Here is a 21,686-nt window from a genome sequence, read left to right as displayed (position 1 = left end):
TAAAATATAAAATATAAAATATAAAATATAAAATATAAAATATAAAATATAAAATCATTTTATATTAACTAAAAATAAAAACCATTGTTTATTCAACAGTTACCGCTTTCGCTAGGTTACGTGGTTGGTCTACATCAGTGCCTTTGATTAAAGCAATATGATAAGACAGTAATTGCATCGGTACGGTATGGAAAATCGGTGCGATGATTGGGTCTACGTGAGGTAATGAAATAATCTTCATGCCATCACACGCTTCAAAACCTGAGTTTTCATCGGCAAATACATATAACAAACCACCACGAGCTCGTACTTCTTCAACGTTAGATTTTAATTTTTCTAATAAATCATTATTAGGTGCAACTACAACAACTGGCATATCTGCATCAACTAACGCTAATGGTCCATGTTTTAATTCACCTGCTGCGTAAGCTTCAGCATGAATGTAAGAAATTTCTTTTAATTTTAATGCCGCTTCCATTGCAATTGGGTAGTACTCACCACGACCTAAGAATAATGTGTGATGTTTATCAGCAAAGTCTGGTGCTAACGCTGCAATCTCTTTATCAAACGCTAATGCTTTTTCAATTTGTGCTGGTAATGAATGTAAAGCATGGACAATTTCTGTTTCTTTTTGCTTATTAATCGTCCCTTGCTCTTTACCAATAGCGGTTACCAGAATCAACATTGCAGCAAGCTGTGTTGTGAATGCTTTTGTTGATGCTACGCCGATTTCAGTCCCTGCTCGTGTCATAAACGCAAGGTCTGATTCACGTACTAATGAAGAACCAGAAACGTTACAAATTGACATTGCTGACATGTAACCTTTCTCTTTCGCTAAACGTAACGCAGCTAGTGTATCTGCAGTTTCGCCTGACTGAGAAAGTGTGAGTAATAAGCTGTTTGGACGAACAACAAAGTCGCGGTAACGGAATTCAGAGGCAATTTCAACATCACAACTTACGCCAGCAAGTGACTCAAACCAGTAGCGAGCGGCCATACCTGAGTTGTATGAAGTACCACAAGCGATGATTTGAACATGCTGTACTTTAGATAAAATCTCTTTTGCGCCTGCACCAATGCTTTCAACAACGATACTATCTTCATTGATACGGCCTTCTAACGCACTTAGTAATGCAGTTGGTTGTTCAAAAATTTCTTTCTGCATAAAGTGACGGTATTTACCTTTACTGCCTGCATCATGTTCAACCGTCGATTCAATCACGTCACGTTCAATGGCATTTCCACTTAAATCAAAAATATTTACTTCTCGGCGTGTAATTTCCGCTACGTCGCCTTCTTCAAGGTAAGTAAAACGACGTGTTACATTTAATAGTGCAAGTTGATCTGATGCTAGGAAGTTTTCACCGATACCGTGACCGATAACAATCGGGCTGCCTGAACGTGCGACTACTAAACGAGATGGGTCTCGACTATCTAACGCCACCATACCGTAAGCACCTTCTAATTGAGGTACTGCCTTTTGAACAGCTTCACGTAATGATGTAGATGTTCTTAATTCCCATTCAACTAAATGTGCGATCACTTCAGTATCAGTTTGAGACTTAAAAACATAACCACGTTGTTGTAATAACTCACGTAGTGGCTCATGATTTTCAATAATGCCGTTATGTACGATAGAAATATCAGCTGAAACGTGTGGATGAGCATTAATTTCAGAGGGCTCACCATGTGTCGCCCAACGAGTATGCGCAATACCTGTACCGCCCATTGCTTGCATACCTTCAACGGCATCGGCTAATTCTTTCACTTTACCTAAACGACGAACTCGAGTTAATTTACCTTCGCTATCAACAATGGCTACACCGGCTGAGTCATAACCACGATATTCTAATTTTTTTAGGCCTTCGATTAAAATTTCAGATACTTCTCTTTGCGCAACTGCACCAACGATACCGCACATAAACTTCCCCTGATATTAGTTTTAAATTAATTAGGTACGCACTTTAATCCATTTTCTCATGAATATCACGCACAAATATGCACAAACATGCACAAATACGATTTTTATCTCTAAATAGGCAATATTAAAAAAGAAAACAGCATAATAATGCATTGATTGTTTAATATTGATACTGTTATTGATTGTTGCTCTAACCAGCTCTTTTTAAAGTTATCTATTCACTTATATCGGATTACTGTTTAAAGTTACAGTTCATCTATTATCGATTGGAAAGTGCATGTTAAATACCCCTCTTACTCAAGCTTTGTCTTTGGTTTGGAAATTATTAACGGTTTTGATCTTGCCTGTGATTATGGCTATTTATGTGAAAATAATAGATACCTATTATGGACCTTTTGTTTTTGCGGATTTAGATCTGGGTAAAAATTTACACAAGTGGATTGTTTTTGCTATTTATTTAGCTTTTCTGCTTTGCTGGAACAGACTTAACCCTCATGTGATTAGTGCCTTAAAGAAAATGGAATATTAAAATGTCTGCGGATTTATTAGCAAACAATGGCATATTATTGATCAGTATTTTAACCACTCTACTTTTGATGGTTTTATTGTTTACCTTCAGCAACTTATCTCGCGCTAAAAAAACCTTAGCTGAACAACACCTCGCTTTAAAGCTCACAGAACAAAATCTACAACATCAAACTCTACAAAATGACTCTCAAAAAAATAAAATAGACGACTTATCACTACATAATGAAAGCTTACAAGCACAAGTTGGCAAGTTAACGACACGCGTTAGAGAGTCAGACATTCGTTTACAAGCAGGCGAACAGCGTTTACGTGATCAGCAAGCAACAGAAGCCAAATTAAGCCAACAATTTGAAGTATTATCACAGCGTATCTTTCACGATAAATCTACTCAGTTTAAGCAATTGAATGAGCAATCTATTAAGCAGTTGTTAGATCCATTAAGTACACAGTTAGAAGGGTTTAAAAAACAAGTCACTGATTGTTACGTCAACGAGAGCAAAGAGCGTTTTAATTTAAAACGTGAAATTGATCAGCTCGCTAATTTGAACAATTTAATGCATCAAGAAACTCAAAACCTAACAAACGCCTTAAAAGGCGATAATAAACAGCAAGGTAATTGGGGCGAAGTCGTTTTACAGCGAATTTTAGAAACTTCAGGGTTACGTGAAGGTCATGAGTACGCAACACAAGTCAATTTAAAAGACAGTAAAGGACAACGATTTTTACCCGATGTAATTGTTAACTTACCACAACAACGCAATATTATTATCGACTCTAAGGTTTCTTTAGTCGCTTATGAACGCTACTTCAATAGTCAAGATGTCGGCGAGCAGAAACAAGCAATCGATGCGCACTGCTTGTCCATAAGACAACATATTAGAGGATTAGGTAAAAAGGATTATCAAGACTTAATTGGTGCCAACACTTTAGATTATGTACTGTTATTTGTTGCTGTAGAGCCTGCTTTTATTGTCGCTTTAGAGCACGACCCAAGCTTAGTTCAATTAGCTTTAGACAATAATATTTTATTAGCGAGCCCAAGCAACTTAATGATTGCACTGCGCACCATTGAAAATCTATGGCGCTTTCAACGTCAAGAAAACAATGGTCAACTGATCGCGCAACAAGCCAGTAAGTTATACGATAAATTACGTTTATTCAGTGATAACTTCTTAGAAGTTGGGGTGCAAATAGATAAAGCACAAAAAACCTACCATAGTGCATTCAAACAGCTTAGTTCTGGGCGAGGTAATGTCATACAACAAGCTGAGCAATTAAAAGGCTTAGGCGTGCCTATTAAGCGCCCTATCGCAGATCAGCTTACGGAACATAACGATAAACTCGATGATTTAAGTTAACTACTGCGAGCGATACCTAATGACAGTTAAGTCACGTTAAATTAAGGAATGAAATCAGTTGAAGGCTCGCTGTTACTTTGTCCGGCTCTGGCTTAACTTAGTAATTGCTTTATTTTATGTTCAAACCAATCATAACGGCGTGGTAGTTGACGATAACGTTTTTGCGTTAGGTACAGAGGGTCTTGAATAAGGCTTTCTAAAGCTAAGACTTGTAGTAATGATGGTTGTTGAAACTGCTCTATCGCTCTTCTTGGTAAAATAGTAAAACCGACTCCTTTAGCAACCGGTAACAATATTTGCTGTAACTGATTTACATAACCTTTAATATTCAAACTATTAGGGCCTTTATAATCAGCTTTAAAATTTTCTGACAACACTTTTTCTGCAAAATGTAATCCATCAGGATGATTAATAAAGCCAATATTATTTAAATCAGTAAATGTAAACTCCTCACCCACATCAACCATTGCTGGTAGTACAAGTTGTAACTCTTCAACACCGATTAGTGTTTGCTTAAGTTGCTCATGCACAGTCTCTATCGTCACAATCCCTAGATCAACCTCATTATTTAACAAGTCCTCAATAATATTTTTATTGGGTGCTGCTTCAACAAACACATTTAATTCTGAGTATTCTGTTTGTCGATCTACAAAATGAGGGTATAAAAAATGAGCTAAAGCGCCTGAACAAGCAATAGAACAAACACCTTTTGTCATTTCATCATGGTTAATTTGTTCATTTAGCTGTTCTTCTAGCCCACGCATAGCTAATGCTGTTTGGTAAAGTTCCTCACCAGCTAATGTCAACTCAAATTGTTTTCCATAACGGGCTAATAGCAAAGTATTGAAATGTTTTTCAAGTTTTTTAATATGCTGAGTCACACCGGGCTGGGTCATAAAAAGCAACTCGGCAGTTTGAGTAAAATGCTGAGTTTCAACTAATTTTATAAAGGTATTTAAGTGTTTTTGATTAATCATCATTTACCTTGAAAATCATATTTAATTAAATGAAAGCGCTGGTGATTAGTTAATAGTACGAGCTAGATTTAACGACGCCAAAAATGACGAGTTAGCATCACTGCAACGGTTAAAATCTCTAAACGCCCCATTAGCATACCAATCGATAAAACCCATTTAGAAGGTGCAGGAAGTGCAGCAAAGTTACCTGATGGACCAATTGACTCAACTAGACCAGGACCAACATTAGAAACAGCGGTAATGGAAGCGCTCAATGCCACCATAGAATGAGCTCCAAATAACGTCAGTAGTAAGGTAGAAACCGCAATAGTGGTCATATAAGCAATAACAAAAGCAACTAATGAACGCAGGATTTCATCACTGACTTTGCGATTATTATATTTTTGTGGAAAAAGTGCATGAGGGTGCATTAATAACATCAATTGACGTTTTAATAAGCTAAATGCTATTTGAAAACGGAATATTTTAATACCACCAGCCGTAGAGCCAGAACAAGCACCAGTGAATAATAAACCAGAAAAGATAAGTACACTGAAATCGCCCCAAGTAATGAAGTCATCTAATCCAAAACCAGTAGTGGTAATAACAGATACCACATTAAACACACTTAAACGGATCGCATCAGACCATGAGAATTGGTCAGTAAATACCAAGTAAAGGGTTAAACTTAACGAACAACAAATCACTAATTTTGCAAAGCCTTGGATCTGAGCATCTCGCCATAATGGCCCAAATGACTTTTGTTGCATGCTACGGATGAGTAATAAAAACGGCAAACCACCCAAGAACATGAAGATAACTGCATTCCAATGAGCTAGTTTTGAAAAATGTCCCATGGAGTTATCAGAGGTTGAATATCCGCCAGTAGAGATAGTGGTCATGGCATGATTTACAGCATCAAAGTTTTCCATGCCTGCGAAGCGATAACCAATGAAACAACAAACCGTTAAAGAAACATACACCAGTAAAATATCTAACGCGACACGGCGTGTTTTAGAGGCTGATTTATCAGACCAATCAGATGATTCTGTTTGGAACAAACGCATACCGCCGACATTTAAAAACGGCAATATCGCTACGCCCATTACAATGAAACCCACACCACCTAACCATTGTAGAATAGATCGCCATAGTAAAATGCTTGGATGCATGGTATCTAAACCATGCAAAACCGTACTACCTGTCGTAGTGATCCCAGACATGGTTTCAAAAAAAGCATCGCTATAGCTAATATGCTCAATAAAAACAAAAGGTAATGCTGCAAATAAGCTGGCTAATATCCACACACCTGTGGTCAACATAAACATTTCTTTTACTCCCAAATGGGAGCGGTTAGTTTCACCACCAAGGTATAAGAAAATAATCGATGCTAAGTGTGTAATGATAATTGACGCTAAAAATTCCATCCCTCCAAAAGAGTGATAGTAAAAGGCCAATATCATGGGAAAATACATAAAGACTGCCATTTTTGACAGTACCAACCCCGTGATAAAAAATAGCGGACGGTAGTTCATCTGCTATCTCTTACAAGAAGAATGGGCTTGGTTGGAATAGTTTTTCAATATCACTGATATATTTTTTGTTCACTAAGAACAAGATCACGTGATCATCAGTTTCTATTACAGTGTCATCATGTGCAATCAGTACCTGCTCATCACGCACAATCGCACCAACACTAGTTCCTTTTGGTAGTTTTAACTGAGAAATCTCTTTACCCACCACTTTAGAGGTCATGTTGTCGCCTCGCGCCACAATTTCAATCGCTTCTGCCAAACCTTCTCGTAATGAGTAAACGTGTTTTAAGTCAGCTTTACGAACGTGTGTTAATAAGGCTGATAATGTCGCTTGTTGCGGAGATATTGCAATATCAAGGATATTGCCTTGGATCAGGTCTACATAAGCGGTACGTTGGATCAATACCATGGCTTTACGTGCACCTAGACGCTTTGCCAGCATCGCAGACATAATATTCGCTTCATCATCATTGGTGACGGTAATAAATAAATCTGTTTGATCGATATGCTCTTCTAGTAGTAAATCTTGATCTGATGAGTCACCACAAAAAACGATTGTATTCGATAACGTTTCAGACAAATACTCTGCGCGGCTGTAATTTTTCTCAATCAGTTTCACTGAGTTTTCTTTTTCTAAGCGTTTCGCTAAGCTTTCACCGATATAACCGCCACCCACAATCATGATACGTTTATAAGGGTGTTCAAGTTTTTGCATCTCCCCCATAATCGCACGAATATTTGGGCTTGCTGTAATAAAAAACACTTCATCATCGGCTTCAATAATGGTTGTGCCTTGAGGGCGGATAGCTTTACCACGTCTAAAAATAGCCGCTACACGCGCTTCAATATTAGGCATATGTTCTTTTAAAGCAGAAATAGCATTACCAACTAAAGAACCACCATAATAAGCACGAATCGCCACTAGGCCAACCTTACCATTGGCAAAGTTAGCAACTTGAAGAGCTCCTGGGTACTCTATCAGTTGAGCAATGTAATCACTTACTAACTTTTCAGGGGCGATGATATGGTCAATCGGGAAAGCGTCTTTATTAAAGAGTTCTTTCTCATGCATCACGACACTTTGAGATCGAATACGTGCTATTTTTTTAGGTACATTAAATAACGTAAAAGCAATTTGGCAGGCAACCATATTAATTTCATCACTGTTGGTCACAGCAATTAACATGTCGGCATCAATAGCGCCTGCATCACCCAATGTATGTGGGCTAGAAGCACTACCTTGCACTACGCGCAAATCAAACCGATCTTGTAGCTCTTGTAAGGCTTCATGATTTTCATCAACTACGGTGATATCGTTATTTTCGCCAACCAAGTTTTCAGCTAAAGAAGCACCAACTTGTCCTGCACCTAAAATAATAATTTTCATTTCATCTCACTGCTTATCGATTGATTTTTTTCTTTTATAACGCTTTTTGTAGTTTCGCGTAATAAAATCCATCCATTTTTTGCTCATTAGGCAAAATTTGGCGACCTTTAGTTGATTCATTATATTGTGCAGATAGTGGAATTAATGATGCATCACTTGTACTTTCTAAAAAGCCTTTGATTTGTAGATCATTTTCATCGGGCAAAATAGAACACGTCGCATATAACAACACACCACCCGGCTTCAATTTTTTCCATAATGCACTCAAAATATTCTTTTGCAACGACACTAATTCACTAATATCACTATCGCGTCTTAACCAACGAATATCAGGATGACGACGAATAACACCTGTGGCACTACATGGAGCATCACATAAGATTCGGTCAAATTGATCACCAGTCCACCACTCATCTGGTTTAGAGGCATCACCGTGGATAACGGTTGCTTCTAAATTTAATCTTTCTAAGTTTTCTTTAACACGTAATAAACGCTTTTCATCAAAATCAACGGCAACCATTTGTTTAAGCTTTGGTTGTAGTTCTAATGTATGAACTGTTTTACCGCCAGGCGCAGAACAAGCATCTAACACCAAATCATTAGGTTGTGCATCTAAATAATGAGCAGCTAATTGTGCCGCGCCATCTTGTACTGACACCCAACCTTCAGAGAATCCTGGTAACTGATAAACATCACAAGCATTTTCTAAACATAAAGCATTGTCATTAAACTCTGCAACATCTGCTTTTTTATCTTGCTCTGTTAACAAAGCAAGATATTGTTCACGATCATGAAAGCGTGAATTTACACGTAACCACATTGGGGCTTGTTGATTATTATCCGTCATTATTTGTGCAGCTTTCTCTTCACCGTAAGCGGCTTGAAGACGCTTAACTAACCAACTTGGATGACAATATAATAAAGCCGGTTGCTGATCTGCTTGCTCAATTAAGCTTTCCTGTTCGCGCAAAAAACTACGTAACACACCATTAATCATGCCTTTTAAGGCTGGCTTTTTCAGGGCTTTTGCACCATTAACCGTTTCTCCGACAGCAGCATGGCTTGGAATACGTGTATACAGTAATTGATAAATGCCCACTAAAATAAGAAAATGTAAATCACGCTGTTTACCAGTTAATGGTTTTTTCATCAATGAACGACAGAAAAAATCTAAGCGAGGTAGAGTACGTAATACTCCGTAACACAGCATTTGTACTAAGGCTTTGTCTTTAGGGGTGAGATCTTGTTGAATAGCAGGCAATGCTTGTGATAACGATTGCCCCTTTTCTACTACTTGATTTAGCACTTTCGCAGCAATCGCACGTACATTCATTTTTAATTAACCTTGTTCGAGTAAATTGCTAGAAACTGTAAACAGTTCACGGCGAGAATTTAAAACATCTTGTACAGGCATTGCTTTTTTACCTGCTAATTGAATGACTTCAAGGTTAAGCACACCCTGACCAGTGGCAACTTGGATTCCATTTTTATCAACATTTACAATGGTGCCTGCTGGCTCCGTGGTTGTTGATGCTACGATTTTAGCTTGGTGAACTTTGATGACTTGTCCTGCCCATTCAAAATAGCTGATTGGCCATGGATTAAATGCACGAACACAACGGTCAATAAACTCAGCATTATCTTGCCAATTAATTAACGCTTCAGCTTTACTCAACTTTTTAGCATAAGTTGCTTCGTTTTCATCTTGCTGCTCAGCAATCAATTCACCTGCTTGTAATTGATTAATGGTTTCAATTAAAACAGCAGGAGCTTGCTTCGCTACTTTTGCATAAAGTGACGCACTGGTTTCATCTGTATCAATCGGACAGCTCACTTTTTTAAGCATATCCCCCGTATCCAGCCCTTCATCCATTTGCATAATGGTCACGCCAGTCTCTTTATCACCCGCCCAGATAGCACGTTGAAAAGGTGCAGCACCTCGCCATCTTGGTAATAATGAACCATGCACGTTTAAACAACCTAAACGAGGAGTGGTTAATACGCTAGTAGGTAAAATTAACCCATAAGCCACCACGATCATTAAATCAGCATTTAATGATGCAAGTTGTTCAACACTGTCACTTTGTTTAAAGTTTTCTGGTTGATAAACTGCAATATCATTTGCTAATGCGACTTCTTTTACTGCACTTGCTGTCAACTTTTTACCTCGCCCTGCTGGACGATCTGGCTGACTATAAACGGCCACGACATCAAATTCTGCGGCGATTAATGCTTGTAAGTGATTAGCAGCAAAATCAGGCGTACCTGCAAAAATTATTTTTAGTTTTTCCACGAAACAACCTTAAACTAATGTGATTATAAATTATGAGAATTTTTCTTTTTGGCGCTGAAGCTTTTCAAGCTTGGCTTTAATGCGCTTTTGCTTAAATGGCGATAAGTAATCAATGAATAACTTGCCTTTTAAATGATCCAACTCATGCTGAATACACACAGCAAATAAACCATCTGCTTTAACAACGTGTGTTTCACCGTCTAAATCTTGATACTGTAAAGTAACAAACTCAGCGCGCTCAACTTCAGCATTAGTTTCAGGGACAGATAAACAACCTTCTTCAGAGATCTCTACACCGTCACTCTCTAAAATAGTTGGATTTATTAGTACAAGAGGCTGGTCACGCTCGGCAGAAACATCGATCACAACAAGACGTTGATGAAAGTTGACTTGTGTTGCTGCGAGTCCTACACCATCTTCGTCATACATTGTTTCAATCATATCTGAAGCAAATTGTTTGATTTCTGGTGTAATTTCCTCAACGGGTTTTGCAATAGTTCTTAGGCGTTCGTCTGGAAAATGTAATACTTCAAGTAAAGGCATGGTATTATTGTGCTCATTATTAATGTTAAAAAGTTAATTCTAGTCATTTCCTTTTACAAAAAACAGTTTTATTAATCACAGAGCAAGGATTGTTATGAAATTAAAACTTATTGTATCGTTTATTATTGGTGTAGCTCTTTCAATGGCGGTACTTGCGGACACAATTAAACTAAAAGCAAATCACCCCGATACTTATACCGTTAAAAAAGGCGACACTCTCTGGGGAATTTCATCTGTATTTTTAAATAGTCCGTGGTTATGGCCACATTTATGGGAAAATAATAGTCAAATAGAAAACCCTGACTTAATTTACCCTGGTGATATTTTAAATCTTATATGGGTGGATGGAGAACCTAGATTAACTCGCAAACGATTAAAAAAATTATCGCCAATTCCTCGTTTACAAGAAAAAACCCAAGCGATTCCTATCATCCCATTAGAAATGCTTTCTGCCTTCCTATCGAAAGATCACATTATTGATCCTGTTTTATTAGAAGGAACGCCTCGTTTATTAGGTGACTCAGTAGGTTCCCCTCGTTTCTTTGAAGGTGATATTTTCTATGCGGAAGGCCAATATGATCAAAATAAACTGTATGGTATTTATCGTTTAGGTAAAGATTATAAAGGGCCAGCTGGCAAAAACTTAGGAACTGAATTAATCTTTATCGGACAATCACAAGTATCACAGAGTCCAAATGTAGATTCGACAGATAAAGTAACGCCACATGATTTAATTAAGAGCTCTCGAGAAGCTCGCCAAGGTGATTTAATCTTAGCGATTCCAGAGTATGAAACAATACCAGCTTACTTTATTCCTAAACCAGTGCCAAAAAGCACTAAAGGCAATATATTAGCAGCAGTAAACAACTCTGCGGCGATTGGTAAATGGGATATTGTGGTTATTGATAAAGGTAAACAAGACGATATTCAAATCGGCTCAATGTTTTCTATCTTACGTTCAGGACAGGCATTATTAGTAAACGATGAAGAAATTCTTTATAAAGAAGATAGTAATGCATTTGACCAATTAGGCGACGCGGATTTAAGACTTCCAGCAGAGCGTGTTGGTGAGTTAATGGTATTTAAAGTTTATGAAAATTTAAGTATCGCGATACTCATGCGCGGTAATGATGTTATTGGTTCAACATACAAAATTGAAGGGTTAGCATTTTAAACTACTTGCTCTTTAATTAAGAGAGGTTGTTATTCAAAAAAATCTATTTGAACATGATGCGATTGTAGATTCTCTTTATTGCTGGATAGCACTTGATGCTGTTCCAGCACTTCAAAAGCGTAAAATTTTCACACTCCTCTCTCATTATTCAATTGAACAACTCTTTCAACTTAATAAGCAACAGTTAACGGCCCTTCACCTCAAACCCGAACAAATCACTGCTTTTTTACAGCCTAATAAAGCACATATTCAATCTTGTTTAGATTGGCAAGAAAATGCAGATGATCGGAATATTATCAGCTATGGCGATCAACGTTACCCTCCATTATTGAAACAGATAAGCAGCCCCCCGTTATTATTATTCACCCAAGGTAACTTAGCCTTATTAAACTCCCCACAAATAGCGATTATTGGGAGTCGAAGTTGTACCCCCTACGGCAAAGAAAAAGCTCATGACCTAGCACAGCAACTCTCTAAAGTAGGTTTAACCATTACCAGTGGGTTAGCTATAGGTGTTGATGGCATGGCTCATCAAGGTGCTTTAACAGAAATTGGATCGACGATTGCGGTATTAGGGACTGGTTTAAATAATATCTATCCTAAACGCCATACTTCACTGGCTACAGCGATTCGTGAAAAAGGATTATTAATCTCAGAGTTTTGGCCAGATACGCCAGCCTACCCAAGTAACTTTCCCAGACGTAATCGTATTATCTCTGGTTTAAGTCTTGGGACTTTGGTCATTGAGGCATCGCTAAGAAGCGGTTCATTAATTACAGCACGTTATGCAGCAGAGCAAAATAGAGAAGTTTTTGCTTTACCTGGGTCTGTTGATAACCCCCAAGCTTGTGGTTGTTTAAAGTTAATTCAACAAGGTGCAAAATTAATACTGAATAGTGATGATATTATTAATGAATTCCCCACATTAAATTTATTGCAATCAACCGCTATAGCACAACCTTACCCAGCTAAAAGTCAATCCCCTTTGCTATCATTAATTGACTATAATCTAACCAGTTTTGAAACAATTTTAGCCCGTAGTGGAATGGATGTAGTGAGCTTACAAAATGAGTTAATAGAATTAGAGATAAATGGTATAATTAACGTCCAACCGCAAGGTTACACCAAGTTAAAAGGTTAGTTATGTTCGAAATTATCATGTATCTCTTTGAAAGTTATATACAAGTTGACCAAACAATGGAACTTGATACACAAGAGGTGACCGATGAATTAATGCAAGAAGGTTTTCAAAAGTCAGATATAACCAAAGCGTTGGCTTGGTTAGACAACCTTGCAAACATGCATAGCCAAGAGCCTCAAACGAGAGCTACAGCAGAAAAAAAGACATCGCACCGTATTTATAACAAACAAGAACAACGTCAAATATCTTTAGAATGTCGTAATTACATTCACTATTTAGAAGAAGCAAAAATATTAACCACACACACACGTGAAATGGTCATTGATTGCATCATGTCTTTAGACAGCGGTGAATTAATATTAGAAGATGTGAAATGGCTGATCCTCATGGTCTTATTTAACGACCCTGTTAGTGATGATGCATTCTTACAATTAGAATCCATGCTAATGGATTTTGAAGATGGATTAATTCATTAGTATGAGCACGTTAAGTACTCACCATGAAAAAACCTCTGAAGCCTGCCCTAAATGCGCTTCACCATTACATATTAGAAATGGTAAACAAGGGCCATTTCTAGGATGTAGCGCTTACCCTGAATGTGATTATTTACGTCCATTACATGAAAAGAGTGAAGTAAAAAAAGTATTAACAGGAAGCAGCTGTCCTTTATGCCAAAATGAATTGGTATTAAAACAAGGCCGTTTTGGATTATTTATTGGTTGTACTGACTATCCTACCTGTGAACATACTGCCCAACTTTCAGAACAAAATAAGCCAGAAGAAGAAGCTCTGAAAGAAGATTCAGTGCCTTGTCCAAGTTGTAAGAGTGGTCATTTAATTGCCCGCCAATCTCGTTTTGGCAAAACATTTTATGCCTGTGACAATTATCCTGATTGCAAATATGCAGTGAATGACAAACCCGTCAATGAGTTCTGTCCTGAGTGTAAGTGGCCAATATTAGTTGAACGAAAAACAGCAACGGCTAAGCGTATAATCTGTCCTAAAAAAGGATGTAGTTATAGAAGTAAGCCACTATAATTATTGGCTCTTTTGTATTCATATACCCTATATTCTTGCCTTTTTACGGGCGACTGAACTAACCTACTATCAACTCGTTTATTACTAGGAAAACTCTTAATGACCATCAATAAACATGAGCTTTCTCAAGCACTTTTAGCGTTAACAACACAAGGCGTGATTGCTTACCCTACTGAATCTGTTTTTGGGTTAGGTTGTGATCCTGACTGTGAAGTTGCGATTCGAAAAATTCTCGATTTAAAACAACGCCCTGCACATAAAGGCTTGATTTTAATTGCCGCTAATATCGAGCAATTAGAAAACTATGCTGACTTTTCATCATTAAGCAGTGAACAACTCGATAAGATCAAAGCAACGTGGCCCGGCCCTTTTACTTGGGTTGTTCCTGTACAAACTTCATTATCAAAATTAGTCAGCGGAGACTTTGATAGCATTGCGGTACGAGTTACTAAACATCCTGTAGTACAAGCATTATGCGAAGCATTTGGTAAACCTATTATTTCCACCAGCGCAAACTTATCTGGCAAAGACGCTTGTATTACTGCAACACAAGTCGAACAAATGTTTATGAATAACCCATTGCTAGATCATGTTATCGATCAACCTGTGACTGGTTTAGAAAACCCCTCTCAAATCCATGATGCGCTAACCGGCAAACGATTACGTTAATTCGCTGTAACGATAGCAATCATTAAGTCGAATCTACGGGGTTAAATAAACACCTTAGATTCGAGAAAGTATGTATTTAACCTCAATTCTGGTTAATGAAAGTGGAATTACATTTAAAATCATAAGGTGATATTTTTTACTCTACAGTGCCGTTAGTTTTGCGTAGTTCAAGGCGAATTATTGAAGCAATAACTGGTTATTGAGAGATGATTTAACGTAGAAATCCGCAGAAATAGCGGTGTTGTATCGCTTTGCTTATCCAGAACTGAGGTTATTTAACCTATTTTCCCTTCTATTTTAAGTGCAGAATCTATTAGCCGAACCACAGACCGAACTTTGCATCTTATAGGGTAACAGGTATATAATCGCGCGCATCTTTTGAACGAGTTTTAAACAATCCCCCTATAACAGGAGTATGCATGAAAGTTGGTATTATTATGGGCTCAAAGTCTGACTGGCCGACCATGGAACACGCAGCAAATATGCTAGATTCTTTTGGTATTGAATATGAAACTCGCGTTGTTTCTGCACATCGTACTCCACAATTATTAGCAGATTATGCTTCTAGTGCTGCTGAACGCGGTATTAAAGTGATTATTGCTGGTGCAGGTGGTGCTGCACATTTACCGGGCATGGCAGCTGCTTTTACTAGTTTGCCTGTATTAGGTGTACCGGTTCAATCTAAAGCACTAAAAGGCATTGACTCTTTATTATCAATTTGCCAAATGCCTAAAGGTGTTGCCGTAGGTACACTCGCTATCGGTGAAGCGGGTGCTGCAAATGCAGGTTTATTAGCGACACAAATATTAGCTTGTCAGCAACCTGAGCTACTCGCAAAAGTTGATGCATTCCGTCAGAAACAAACAGAAACCGTTTTAGCTAACCCAGATCCTGCGATTTAATATGAATATTCTAGTATTAGGTGCGGGGCAACTTGCACGTATGATGAGCTTAGAAGCTGCACCATTAAATTTAAATGTACGCGCTTATGATGTAGGCTCAAAACAAGTTGTTCATCCACTGACATTGCATTCGTTTGAGCAAACGCTTGAAGAAGCTATCGCGTTAGTGGATGTGATCACTTGTGAATTTGAACATATCCCTGATGACGTCCTCGCACTATGCTGTGCTAGTGGTAAGTTCTTCCCAGGTAAAGCTGCAATCAAAGCTGGTGGTGACCGCAGCATTGAAAAAGCATTGCTTGATAAAACAGGTGTACCTTCAGCTCCTTACAAACTGATCACCGAAAAACAGCAACTTATTGATTCGGTTTCATTACTAGGTTTACCTTTAGTCATTAAGACCTGCCAAGCCGGTTATGATGGAAAAGGACAATGGCGCTTAAAATCATTAGATCAACTTGATGAAATTTGGTCAGAAATGGCAGAATTTATCGCAGCTGGCACAGAAGCTTTTCCGCATACTATTATTGCAGAGAAAATGATTCCTTTTAACCGTGAAGTTTCGGTGATTGGTGCCCGTGATAAAACAGGCAATATTGCAATATATCCCGTCACAGAGAATCAGCATACTGATGGTGTTTTAACTTTATCGTTAGCCGCTGAGATTGACCTTAATATTCAACAACAAGCGATTGATGCCTTTAATAAACTATCGGCAACGATGGATTACGTTGGGGTATTAGCCATTGAATTCTTTGATGTAGATGGCAAATTAATGGTGAATGAGATTGCACCACGAGTGCATAACTCAGGCCACTGGACACAGCAAGGCACCGCTTGTAGTCAGTTTGAGAACCATATGCGTGCGGTTGCGGGTTTACCATTAGGTGATACTAAGTTACAAAAAGTGAGTGCGATGATCAATGTATTAGGTCAAGCATCCATTAGCAAAAAAGTACTTAGTATTAGTGATGTTAAAAGTCATTGGTACGGTAAAGAACAACGAGCTGGCCGTAAGATGGGACATATTAATGTTTCAGCAGAAACCAATGCCGCATTAGCTAATAAGTTATTACAACTGGCTGAAATCTTACCTGAACAAGATTATCCAGGTATAAAAAGCACTGCACAGCGATTATTAGAACATTAATATTAATTTACGTTCTAAATAGCTTTACTCTCTAATAAAAAAGCCGAGCTTCACATTGCTCGGCTTTTGTTTATCTGGCTATTGATGCTTTAATTCACATTAACCCTATAAGGTATTAAATAATCGTCAAAGCTACTATTTTTAATGGATGGTTATCATCAAATGATGGAAAGTCTTGATGGCAGTCTAACCATTCAACATCTTCCACTGTACGCCCCTGTTTTTCAACACAACGTACTAAACTGTTAAACCAAGCTTCTTTATCAACCTTCGCAACATTGTTACAACACACAATAGTCCCGCCTGCTTTGGTTGTTAGTACAGCAGGTTTGAATAAGCTTTGGTAATCGTTGACCAAATCAACAGTACCAAATGCGCTTTTAGCAAAACGAGGTGGATCTAGAAACACTAAATCAAATTGCGATGCTGACATTTTTGGATAACTAGGTAGCTTCTTATTATTACGACTCGCAACCTTAAGTCCAGCTAACTGACGTAAAGCAGGAAAAGCATCACTTTGAATAAACTGACAAACTGATTCAACACCATTTAATGCTGCATTCTTTTGCCCTGCCGCTAATGCAAAAGATGAGAAGTCGATATTCACTACACGCTTTGCACCGCCTACTGCTGCAGCAATACCGATCCCGCAAGTGTAAGAGAATAGATTTAATACACTCTTTTTATGACTGTGTTTTTTCATAAACTCACGACCAACACGCATATCTAAAAACAACAGCGGATCTTGCCCTTCATGACGTAATTTTGTCGTAAATAACACACCATTTTCAGACATCGCTTGTTCGCTTTGTGCATAATCATCTGTGATCTCATCTAGCTCATTAATAATGCGAGAATTTTTGTTTGATCTGTCGTTATAAACCAGAGGTACATCAGCAACATTTAACAATACCGCTTTAATCTCTGTTAACTGTTCATTAGTTAAGGTTTCATGAAAAGTTTGAATTAACCATGCATCACCGTAACGATCGATATTAAGTCCATTAACGCCTTCCACAGTGCCGTGAAACACACGAAAACAATTAGTCAGAGGTATATCAGATGAAACAGCATTAAGGTTATTAATAAGACCGGCACGTTTTGCTAACGCAGTGGTTAATAAAGCAGTTATTGGCATAATCAAAGAACTCAGTAAAGGAAGATAGCTATTTAGCAAAAAGGTATGCCAGATAATGAAAGTCTATATTACCAAACTGTAAGAGCGAACAAAACAACCCGCCTACGAATAAATAATTGTCGGGCTTAGATACCCTGTGCATTCCATACATGATAAATTAACCATACTAAATTTAATGAAATTGGAGTTAACATGGATCAGTACGCTGTTTTTGGCAATCCTATTAAACATAGTAAATCGCCTTTTATTCACACCTTATTTGCCAATCAAACACAGCAACAGATGTCTTACGGTATTGTTGAAGCACCTGTTGATGGTTTTACAGAAGCAGTCCAAGCCTTTTTTAATAGCAATGCAAAAGGGTGTAATATTACCGCGCCCTTTAAAGAAGAAGCTTTTCAATTTGCGCAATCTTTAACAGACCGTGCACGTTTAGCGGGCGCAGTGAATACCTTAAAGAAAACCGATGATGGTTTAATCATTGGTGATAACACTGATGGTGCAGGTTTAGTGTTAGATTTAAAAAATAACCATGTAAACCTCACCGATGCTCGTATTCTGTTGTTAGGTGCTGGTGGTGCAGCACGAGGCGTATGTAGCTCTCTACTCGCAGAAACCCCTGCAAAATTAACCATTGCAAACCGTACCTTTGAAAAAGCTGAGACATTAGCCTCCATCTTCAAGGAGCTAGGCAATATTAGTGCAAGTGGGTTTAACGACTTATCTGGCCCCTTTGACCTTATCATTAATTCAACTTCTGCTGGTTTACATGGCAGCCTTCCAAACATATCAACATCGCTCATCACCCCTGAAACGGCAATATATGACATGACTTACAATGCTGAAGTCACTGCATTCAATGCATGGGCAAAAGAAAATGGCGCAAGGTTAACAATCGATGGTTTAGGCATGTTAGTTGGCCAAGCTGCTGAAAGCTTTGCTATTTGGCGTGGTGTCAAACCAGGCGCTAAACAAGTATTAACTGAATTGCGCCATAATTTAGCGGGTTAGTTTTTATAGAGAACTTAACATGAATCAAGCCATCATCTTTTCAGATAATGAACAATACAACAGAAACTCACAACAAGTAGAGTTTCAGGCACAAAACCAAGGAACATTAGTGAGTTGTGTTATCTCGTTCAGTTACTTACAAGAACTTAATGAGATAACAGAAATAACATCTGAACAACTCATTAACATTGAAACAACTGCACTGACTTTATTTGATAACGCGCGTTTTGATATTGAAGATCTTGCAGAAGAGATGATTAATCAACAAGCATTCAGTGAAGACGGTAAAGTCTATCTACATAAGGCTCAATATCTATCATAGTAAGGAGTAAACGTCATGCAAAGCCATCGTATTAATGAAATATTAGAACTCATTAAACCTTATTGGTTAAAGAACCAAGAACTGAGTTTATTAGAGATATTAAAACTCATATCGACAGAGTCTGGATTTGATAAGCCGATTGCCGAGTTAACCGACGAAGTGATTATTTATCAGTTAAAAATGGATCAAACTGCAGAAGGGGAAATGATCCCTGGTATTGCCAAGGATTGCGAAGATGACTTTCAAACCGCATTATTAAAGGCGCGCGGTTTATTATAGTTATTAATAAAAATTGCATAATAAGGACAATTGGCTCCTGTAAAGAAACTGTATTGCTCCCTTATTATGCGTATCTAGGTAATCTATAATTTAAAGTGTGATATTTTATCTTTTAAGTTTAAAGATACCTGTGCAAGCTCTTCAGAAGTAACAGAGACCTTCGTGGAAGACTCAACGTTACTTTCTGTAAGGTCATGGATTAAGTTACTATTTATTGAAAGCTCTTTAGATGTGCTAGATTGCTCCGCTGCAGCTATAGCTATCTGCTCGCTCATCCCATTCACTTCTTCGATAGCTAATTGAATCTCTTCAACTCTCGTCGTTGAGTCGATAGCCGTTTGATGGCTTGCTTCTCCATAGACTGAACATTGTTGCATTGAGTTAACAGCACTTACAGTCCCTTGCGAAAAAGTACTGATAATACCTTCGATTTCAATAGTAGAAGATTGAGTACGTTGAGCTAAATTTCTTACTTCATCTGCAACAACAGCAAACCCACGGCCTTGCTCACCTGCTCGAGCAGCTTCAATAGCAGCATTTAATGCCAACAAATTTGTTTGATCTGCAATGCTTTTAATAACATCCAACACAGAACTAATATTAGCACTGTGTAGCTCCAATTCTTTTACGTCTGCGCTTGTTTTTTCTAAGCTATCAGTTAATTGAGAAATAGATTCCATAGACTTTAAAGTACTTTCTTTACTATCTGATGCTTTCACTGTGATATTAATCGTCGTATCTTGTGTATTTTTAGTATGGCTAGCGACTTCTTCAGAGGTTGCCTCCATTTCTGTAACCGCTGTTGCAACAAGTGCAATTTGCTCTGCCTGCTCATTAATGTTTGCAGAAACTTTGGCGCTAACCTCGGCTAGGTGAACGCTCATTTCAAGTATCTCTGTTGCACTAGAGTCAACCGCTCCAATTATATTACTTAAATCAGACCTCATTGTTTCAACACCAAATTCAACACTCAACTTTGAAGCAGCAGGTTTTTTTAGATTACCATTTGCGATATATTTAATATCTTGTTTAAGTTCTTTAAGGTCTTTGTTTAAAACAAAAGTAATATATTTTGTAATAACAATAATCAGAATTAAAATAAGCACAGAAACGCCTACACCAAAGGCTAAGATACTTTCCTCTTCTAATTTGAGCTGGTGAATATTTTCTTTTGTTAGCGTTTCTATATCTGCCAATACACCTGTTATCAAATGTTCAATTTCTAAGCCTTCTTTTTGAATTCCTTCAGATTGAGTAATTGCTAAATTAAACTTTTCTTGTTTAAGTAAATCAAAAACATCAGCAGCATGAATAGTCCAATTTTTATGCAAGCTTTGTAATTCTTTAATTTCCCTTTCAATTGCTATAAACGTTTCTTTATTATGACTATCCTCCATTAAAACAATGGACTGAGTTAGTAAATTTTTAGCCTCAGTTAGTTCCTTTGATATTTTGATAGAGAGTGAATTAAACTCTTCTTTTGACTTATTAAACCCATTAACCGCATTCGCATTTCTCTCAAACTGTAATGAAAAGCTAAATATTTTTTCGTATTGTATTTCTTGCATCAATTGATGCTCTGTTGTCATTGTAATTACTTTGGTAAGCGGAATGAGATCTACTTCTATTTGTTCTATATGACTACCCATTGTATTAATTTTGTTATTACTTACGACCCCATATACCAACTGTATAACAATCATTATCATTGAATAAGTAATGATCATTTTAATTATCGACATTTTTTTCATTTCATTTCCTTAAATATAGCCATGAATAAATAAAAATTATTAAAAACGATCAATATATTTAACATTCCGTTAAACGCATTAATCAAAAAATGACACTTCTTAATTCATATGAAAAGTTAAAAAGTACTTAGGATTAATAATTCCAACAGAGTGTAGACAGTTTTAAAAATGTATTTAAAAGTAACGTCATTAACTTACCGTTTTAACGTGTAGGTCACTTAATGGCTGGCACAATATGATATTTACTAAATGCTTCAGTTAAAAATATTGATGGTTATAAGCCACTTTTTTGTAAAAGATGACTGGTATTGTAAAATTTCAAATGTGAATATATGTATCAACATTCTTAAATATAAAAATGAAATATGGAGTAATTAATATGTTAGAGAACTATAAAAAAATGGATATTAATATGCTGTTGAGTATTGTTAATATGAAATTAAGAAACGAAAGTCAAACACTCGTGGACCTATGTGTAACCTATGAAATTGAAAAGCCATTGCTATTAGAAAGGCTTGAAAAGCATGATTTTGTTTATGATGATGATCACCATCAGTTTAAGCAGCGCTCTACACAATAAGTATCATAGG

The 21,686-nt window shown here is 37.3% G+C and carries 22 protein-coding genes; 13 read left to right on the top strand and 9 right to left on the bottom strand.

The features are described 5' to 3' along the window. Nucleotides 1-88 precede the first annotated feature (88 nt). Nucleotides 89-1,921, bottom strand: coding sequence for a glutamine--fructose-6-phosphate transaminase (isomerizing) (glmS, locus tag V6255_RS15000; protein WP_160064734.1), 1,833 nt, complete (start codon nucleotides 1,919-1,921; stop codon nucleotides 89-91). Between the two features lie 277 nt (nucleotides 1,922-2,198). On the opposite strand from glmS, the gene V6255_RS14995 reads away from it, so the two are divergent. Both V6255_RS14995 and rmuC read left to right on the top strand, forming a co-directional pair. Further along, complete coding sequence (locus V6255_RS14995) at nucleotides 2,199-2,450, top strand: hypothetical protein (RefSeq protein WP_160064736.1); 252 nt, start codon at nucleotides 2,199-2,201, stop codon at nucleotides 2,448-2,450. 1 nt (nucleotide 2,451) lies between these two features. Then, entirely contained in the window at nucleotides 2,452-3,807 is a 1,356-nt protein-coding gene (gene rmuC, locus V6255_RS14990; RefSeq protein WP_341628893.1) for a DNA recombination protein RmuC, read from the top strand. A 92-nt stretch (nucleotides 3,808-3,899) separates the two neighbouring features. Here rmuC and V6255_RS14985 read toward each other — a convergent pair whose 3' ends face one another. The 6 genes from V6255_RS14985 to def form a co-directional block, all read right to left on the bottom strand. Continuing rightward, complete coding sequence (locus V6255_RS14985; RefSeq protein WP_341628892.1) at nucleotides 3,900-4,784, bottom strand: LysR family transcriptional regulator; 885 nt, start codon at nucleotides 4,782-4,784, stop codon at nucleotides 3,900-3,902. Nucleotides 4,785-4,852: 68 nt separating this feature from the next. After that, complete coding sequence (locus V6255_RS14980) at nucleotides 4,853-6,298, bottom strand: TrkH family potassium uptake protein (RefSeq protein WP_341628891.1); 1,446 nt, start codon at nucleotides 6,296-6,298, stop codon at nucleotides 4,853-4,855. Between the two features lie 10 nt (nucleotides 6,299-6,308). Next, complete coding sequence (gene trkA, locus V6255_RS14975) at nucleotides 6,309-7,685, bottom strand: Trk system potassium transporter TrkA (RefSeq protein WP_137297740.1); 1,377 nt, start codon at nucleotides 7,683-7,685, stop codon at nucleotides 6,309-6,311. Between the two features lie 34 nt (nucleotides 7,686-7,719). Continuing rightward, nucleotides 7,720-9,018 carry a 16S rRNA (cytosine(967)-C(5))-methyltransferase RsmB gene (gene rsmB, locus V6255_RS14970; RefSeq protein ID WP_341628890.1) on the bottom strand — a complete coding sequence of 433 codons (1,299 nt, stop codon included), beginning with the start codon at nucleotides 9,016-9,018 and terminating at the stop codon, nucleotides 7,720-7,722. Between the two features lie 6 nt (nucleotides 9,019-9,024). Continuing rightward, entirely contained in the window at nucleotides 9,025-9,978 is a 954-nt protein-coding gene (gene fmt, locus V6255_RS14965; protein ID WP_341628889.1) for a methionyl-tRNA formyltransferase, read from the bottom strand. A 30-nt stretch (nucleotides 9,979-10,008) separates the two neighbouring features. Further along, nucleotides 10,009-10,521, bottom strand: coding sequence for a peptide deformylase (gene def / locus V6255_RS14960; protein WP_137297737.1), 513 nt, complete (start codon nucleotides 10,519-10,521; stop codon nucleotides 10,009-10,011). A gap of 94 nt (nucleotides 10,522-10,615) precedes the next feature. Here def and V6255_RS14955 point away from each other — a divergent pair, with 94 nt between their 5' ends. The 7 genes from V6255_RS14955 to V6255_RS14925 all read left to right on the top strand — a co-directional run bounded on the left by V6255_RS14955 (nucleotide 10,616) and on the right by V6255_RS14925 (nucleotide 16,595). Continuing rightward, a complete protein-coding gene (locus tag V6255_RS14955; RefSeq protein ID WP_341628888.1) occupies nucleotides 10,616-11,695 on the top strand; it encodes a LysM domain-containing protein in 1,080 nt (359 codons plus the stop codon). A gap of 31 nt (nucleotides 11,696-11,726) precedes the next feature. After that, complete coding sequence (gene dprA, locus V6255_RS14950) at nucleotides 11,727-12,836, top strand: DNA-processing protein DprA (protein WP_341628895.1); 1,110 nt, start codon at nucleotides 11,727-11,729, stop codon at nucleotides 12,834-12,836. 2 nt (nucleotides 12,837-12,838) lie between these two features. Then, nucleotides 12,839-13,312 (top strand): DUF494 domain-containing protein, encoded by a 474-nt coding sequence (locus V6255_RS14945; protein WP_160064750.1) that lies wholly within the window; start codon nucleotides 12,839-12,841, stop codon nucleotides 13,310-13,312. Between the two features lies 1 nt (nucleotide 13,313). Beyond that, nucleotides 13,314-13,874, top strand: a complete 561-nt coding sequence (locus V6255_RS14940; RefSeq protein WP_341628887.1) for a DNA topoisomerase family protein — start codon at nucleotides 13,314-13,316, stop codon at nucleotides 13,872-13,874. Between the two features lie 99 nt (nucleotides 13,875-13,973). Then, nucleotides 13,974-14,543, top strand: a complete 570-nt coding sequence (locus tag V6255_RS14935) for a Sua5/YciO/YrdC/YwlC family protein (RefSeq protein WP_341628886.1) — start codon at nucleotides 13,974-13,976, stop codon at nucleotides 14,541-14,543. A 419-nt stretch (nucleotides 14,544-14,962) separates the two neighbouring features. Then, nucleotides 14,963-15,445, top strand: a complete 483-nt coding sequence (gene purE, locus V6255_RS14930) for a 5-(carboxyamino)imidazole ribonucleotide mutase (RefSeq protein ID WP_341628885.1) — start codon at nucleotides 14,963-14,965, stop codon at nucleotides 15,443-15,445. 1 nt (nucleotide 15,446) lies between these two features. Further along, a complete protein-coding gene (locus V6255_RS14925; RefSeq protein WP_341628884.1) occupies nucleotides 15,447-16,595 on the top strand; it encodes a 5-(carboxyamino)imidazole ribonucleotide synthase in 1,149 nt (382 codons plus the stop codon). Between the two features lie 115 nt (nucleotides 16,596-16,710). Here V6255_RS14925 and V6255_RS14920 read toward each other — a convergent pair whose 3' ends face one another. Continuing rightward, on the bottom strand, nucleotides 16,711-17,733 hold the full coding sequence (locus tag V6255_RS14920; RefSeq protein ID WP_341628883.1) for a class I SAM-dependent rRNA methyltransferase: 1,023 nt from the start codon (nucleotides 17,731-17,733) through the stop codon (nucleotides 16,711-16,713). Nucleotides 17,734-17,925: 192 nt separating this feature from the next. Here V6255_RS14920 and aroE point away from each other — a divergent pair, with 192 nt between their 5' ends. The 3 genes from aroE to V6255_RS14905 are packed head-to-tail and all read left to right on the top strand — an operon-like array spanning nucleotide 17,926 to nucleotide 19,345. Then, on the top strand, nucleotides 17,926-18,744 hold the full coding sequence (gene aroE / locus V6255_RS14915) for a shikimate dehydrogenase (protein ID WP_341628882.1): 819 nt from the start codon (nucleotides 17,926-17,928) through the stop codon (nucleotides 18,742-18,744). Between the two features lie 19 nt (nucleotides 18,745-18,763). After that, nucleotides 18,764-19,066, top strand: coding sequence for a DUF1488 domain-containing protein (locus V6255_RS14910; protein ID WP_341628881.1), 303 nt, complete (start codon nucleotides 18,764-18,766; stop codon nucleotides 19,064-19,066). Nucleotides 19,067-19,081: 15 nt separating this feature from the next. Beyond that, nucleotides 19,082-19,345 carry a YihD family protein gene (locus V6255_RS14905; RefSeq protein WP_341628880.1) on the top strand — a complete coding sequence of 88 codons (264 nt, stop codon included), beginning with the start codon at nucleotides 19,082-19,084 and terminating at the stop codon, nucleotides 19,343-19,345. A gap of 83 nt (nucleotides 19,346-19,428) precedes the next feature. Here V6255_RS14905 and V6255_RS14900 read toward each other — a convergent pair whose 3' ends face one another. Then, entirely contained in the window at nucleotides 19,429-21,096 is a 1,668-nt protein-coding gene (locus V6255_RS14900; protein WP_341628879.1) for a methyl-accepting chemotaxis protein, read from the bottom strand. A 379-nt stretch (nucleotides 21,097-21,475) separates the two neighbouring features. On the opposite strand from V6255_RS14900, the gene V6255_RS14895 reads away from it, so the two are divergent. After that, the gene (locus V6255_RS14895) at nucleotides 21,476-21,676 is read left to right on the top strand and encodes a DUF4250 domain-containing protein (RefSeq protein WP_341628878.1); all 201 of its coding nucleotides are present in this window, start codon (nucleotides 21,476-21,478) and stop codon (nucleotides 21,674-21,676) included. The last annotated feature ends 10 nt before the right edge of the window (nucleotides 21,677-21,686 follow it).

The organism is Psychromonas arctica, assembly GCF_038155225.1.
Lineage (GTDB): Bacteria > Pseudomonadota > Gammaproteobacteria > Enterobacterales > Psychromonadaceae > Psychromonas > Psychromonas arctica_B.
This window is presented reverse-complemented; position numbering and strand designations above follow the sequence as displayed.

Coding starts and splice junctions, on each gene's coding strand:
- V6255_RS14935 (WP_341628886.1), top strand. CDS start 13,974: ATGACCATCAATAAACATGAGCTTTCTCAAGCACTTTTAGCGTTAACA.
- V6255_RS14905 (WP_341628880.1), top strand. CDS start 19,082: ATGCAAAGCCATCGTATTAATGAAATATTAGAACTCATTAAACCTTAT.
- trkA (WP_137297740.1), bottom strand. CDS start 7,685: ATGAAAATTATTATTTTAGGTGCAGGACAAGTTGGTGCTTCTTTAGCT.
- purE (WP_341628885.1), top strand. CDS start 14,963: ATGAAAGTTGGTATTATTATGGGCTCAAAGTCTGACTGGCCGACCATG.
- V6255_RS14910 (WP_341628881.1), top strand. CDS start 18,764: ATGAATCAAGCCATCATCTTTTCAGATAATGAACAATACAACAGAAAC.
- rsmB (WP_341628890.1), bottom strand. CDS start 9,018: ATGAATGTACGTGCGATTGCTGCGAAAGTGCTAAATCAAGTAGTAGAA.
- V6255_RS14945 (WP_160064750.1), top strand. CDS start 12,839: ATGTTCGAAATTATCATGTATCTCTTTGAAAGTTATATACAAGTTGAC.
- V6255_RS14955 (WP_341628888.1), top strand. CDS start 10,616: ATGAAATTAAAACTTATTGTATCGTTTATTATTGGTGTAGCTCTTTCA.
- def (WP_137297737.1), bottom strand. CDS start 10,521: ATGCCTTTACTTGAAGTATTACATTTTCCAGACGAACGCCTAAGAACT.
- V6255_RS14940 (WP_341628887.1), top strand. CDS start 13,314: ATGAGCACGTTAAGTACTCACCATGAAAAAACCTCTGAAGCCTGCCCT.
- V6255_RS14895 (WP_341628878.1), top strand. CDS start 21,476: ATGTTAGAGAACTATAAAAAAATGGATATTAATATGCTGTTGAGTATT.
- V6255_RS14925 (WP_341628884.1), top strand. CDS start 15,447: ATGAATATTCTAGTATTAGGTGCGGGGCAACTTGCACGTATGATGAGC.
- aroE (WP_341628882.1), top strand. CDS start 17,926: ATGGATCAGTACGCTGTTTTTGGCAATCCTATTAAACATAGTAAATCG.
- glmS (WP_160064734.1), bottom strand. CDS start 1,921: ATGTGCGGTATCGTTGGTGCAGTTGCGCAAAGAGAAGTATCTGAAATT.
- V6255_RS14920 (WP_341628883.1), bottom strand. CDS start 17,733: ATGCCAATAACTGCTTTATTAACCACTGCGTTAGCAAAACGTGCCGGT.
- V6255_RS14995 (WP_160064736.1), top strand. CDS start 2,199: ATGTTAAATACCCCTCTTACTCAAGCTTTGTCTTTGGTTTGGAAATTA.
- V6255_RS14900 (WP_341628879.1), bottom strand. CDS start 21,096: ATGAAAAAAATGTCGATAATTAAAATGATCATTACTTATTCAATGATA.
- rmuC (WP_341628893.1), top strand. CDS start 2,452: ATGTCTGCGGATTTATTAGCAAACAATGGCATATTATTGATCAGTATT.
- V6255_RS14980 (WP_341628891.1), bottom strand. CDS start 6,298: ATGAACTACCGTCCGCTATTTTTTATCACGGGGTTGGTACTGTCAAAA.
- V6255_RS14985 (WP_341628892.1), bottom strand. CDS start 4,784: ATGATTAATCAAAAACACTTAAATACCTTTATAAAATTAGTTGAAACT.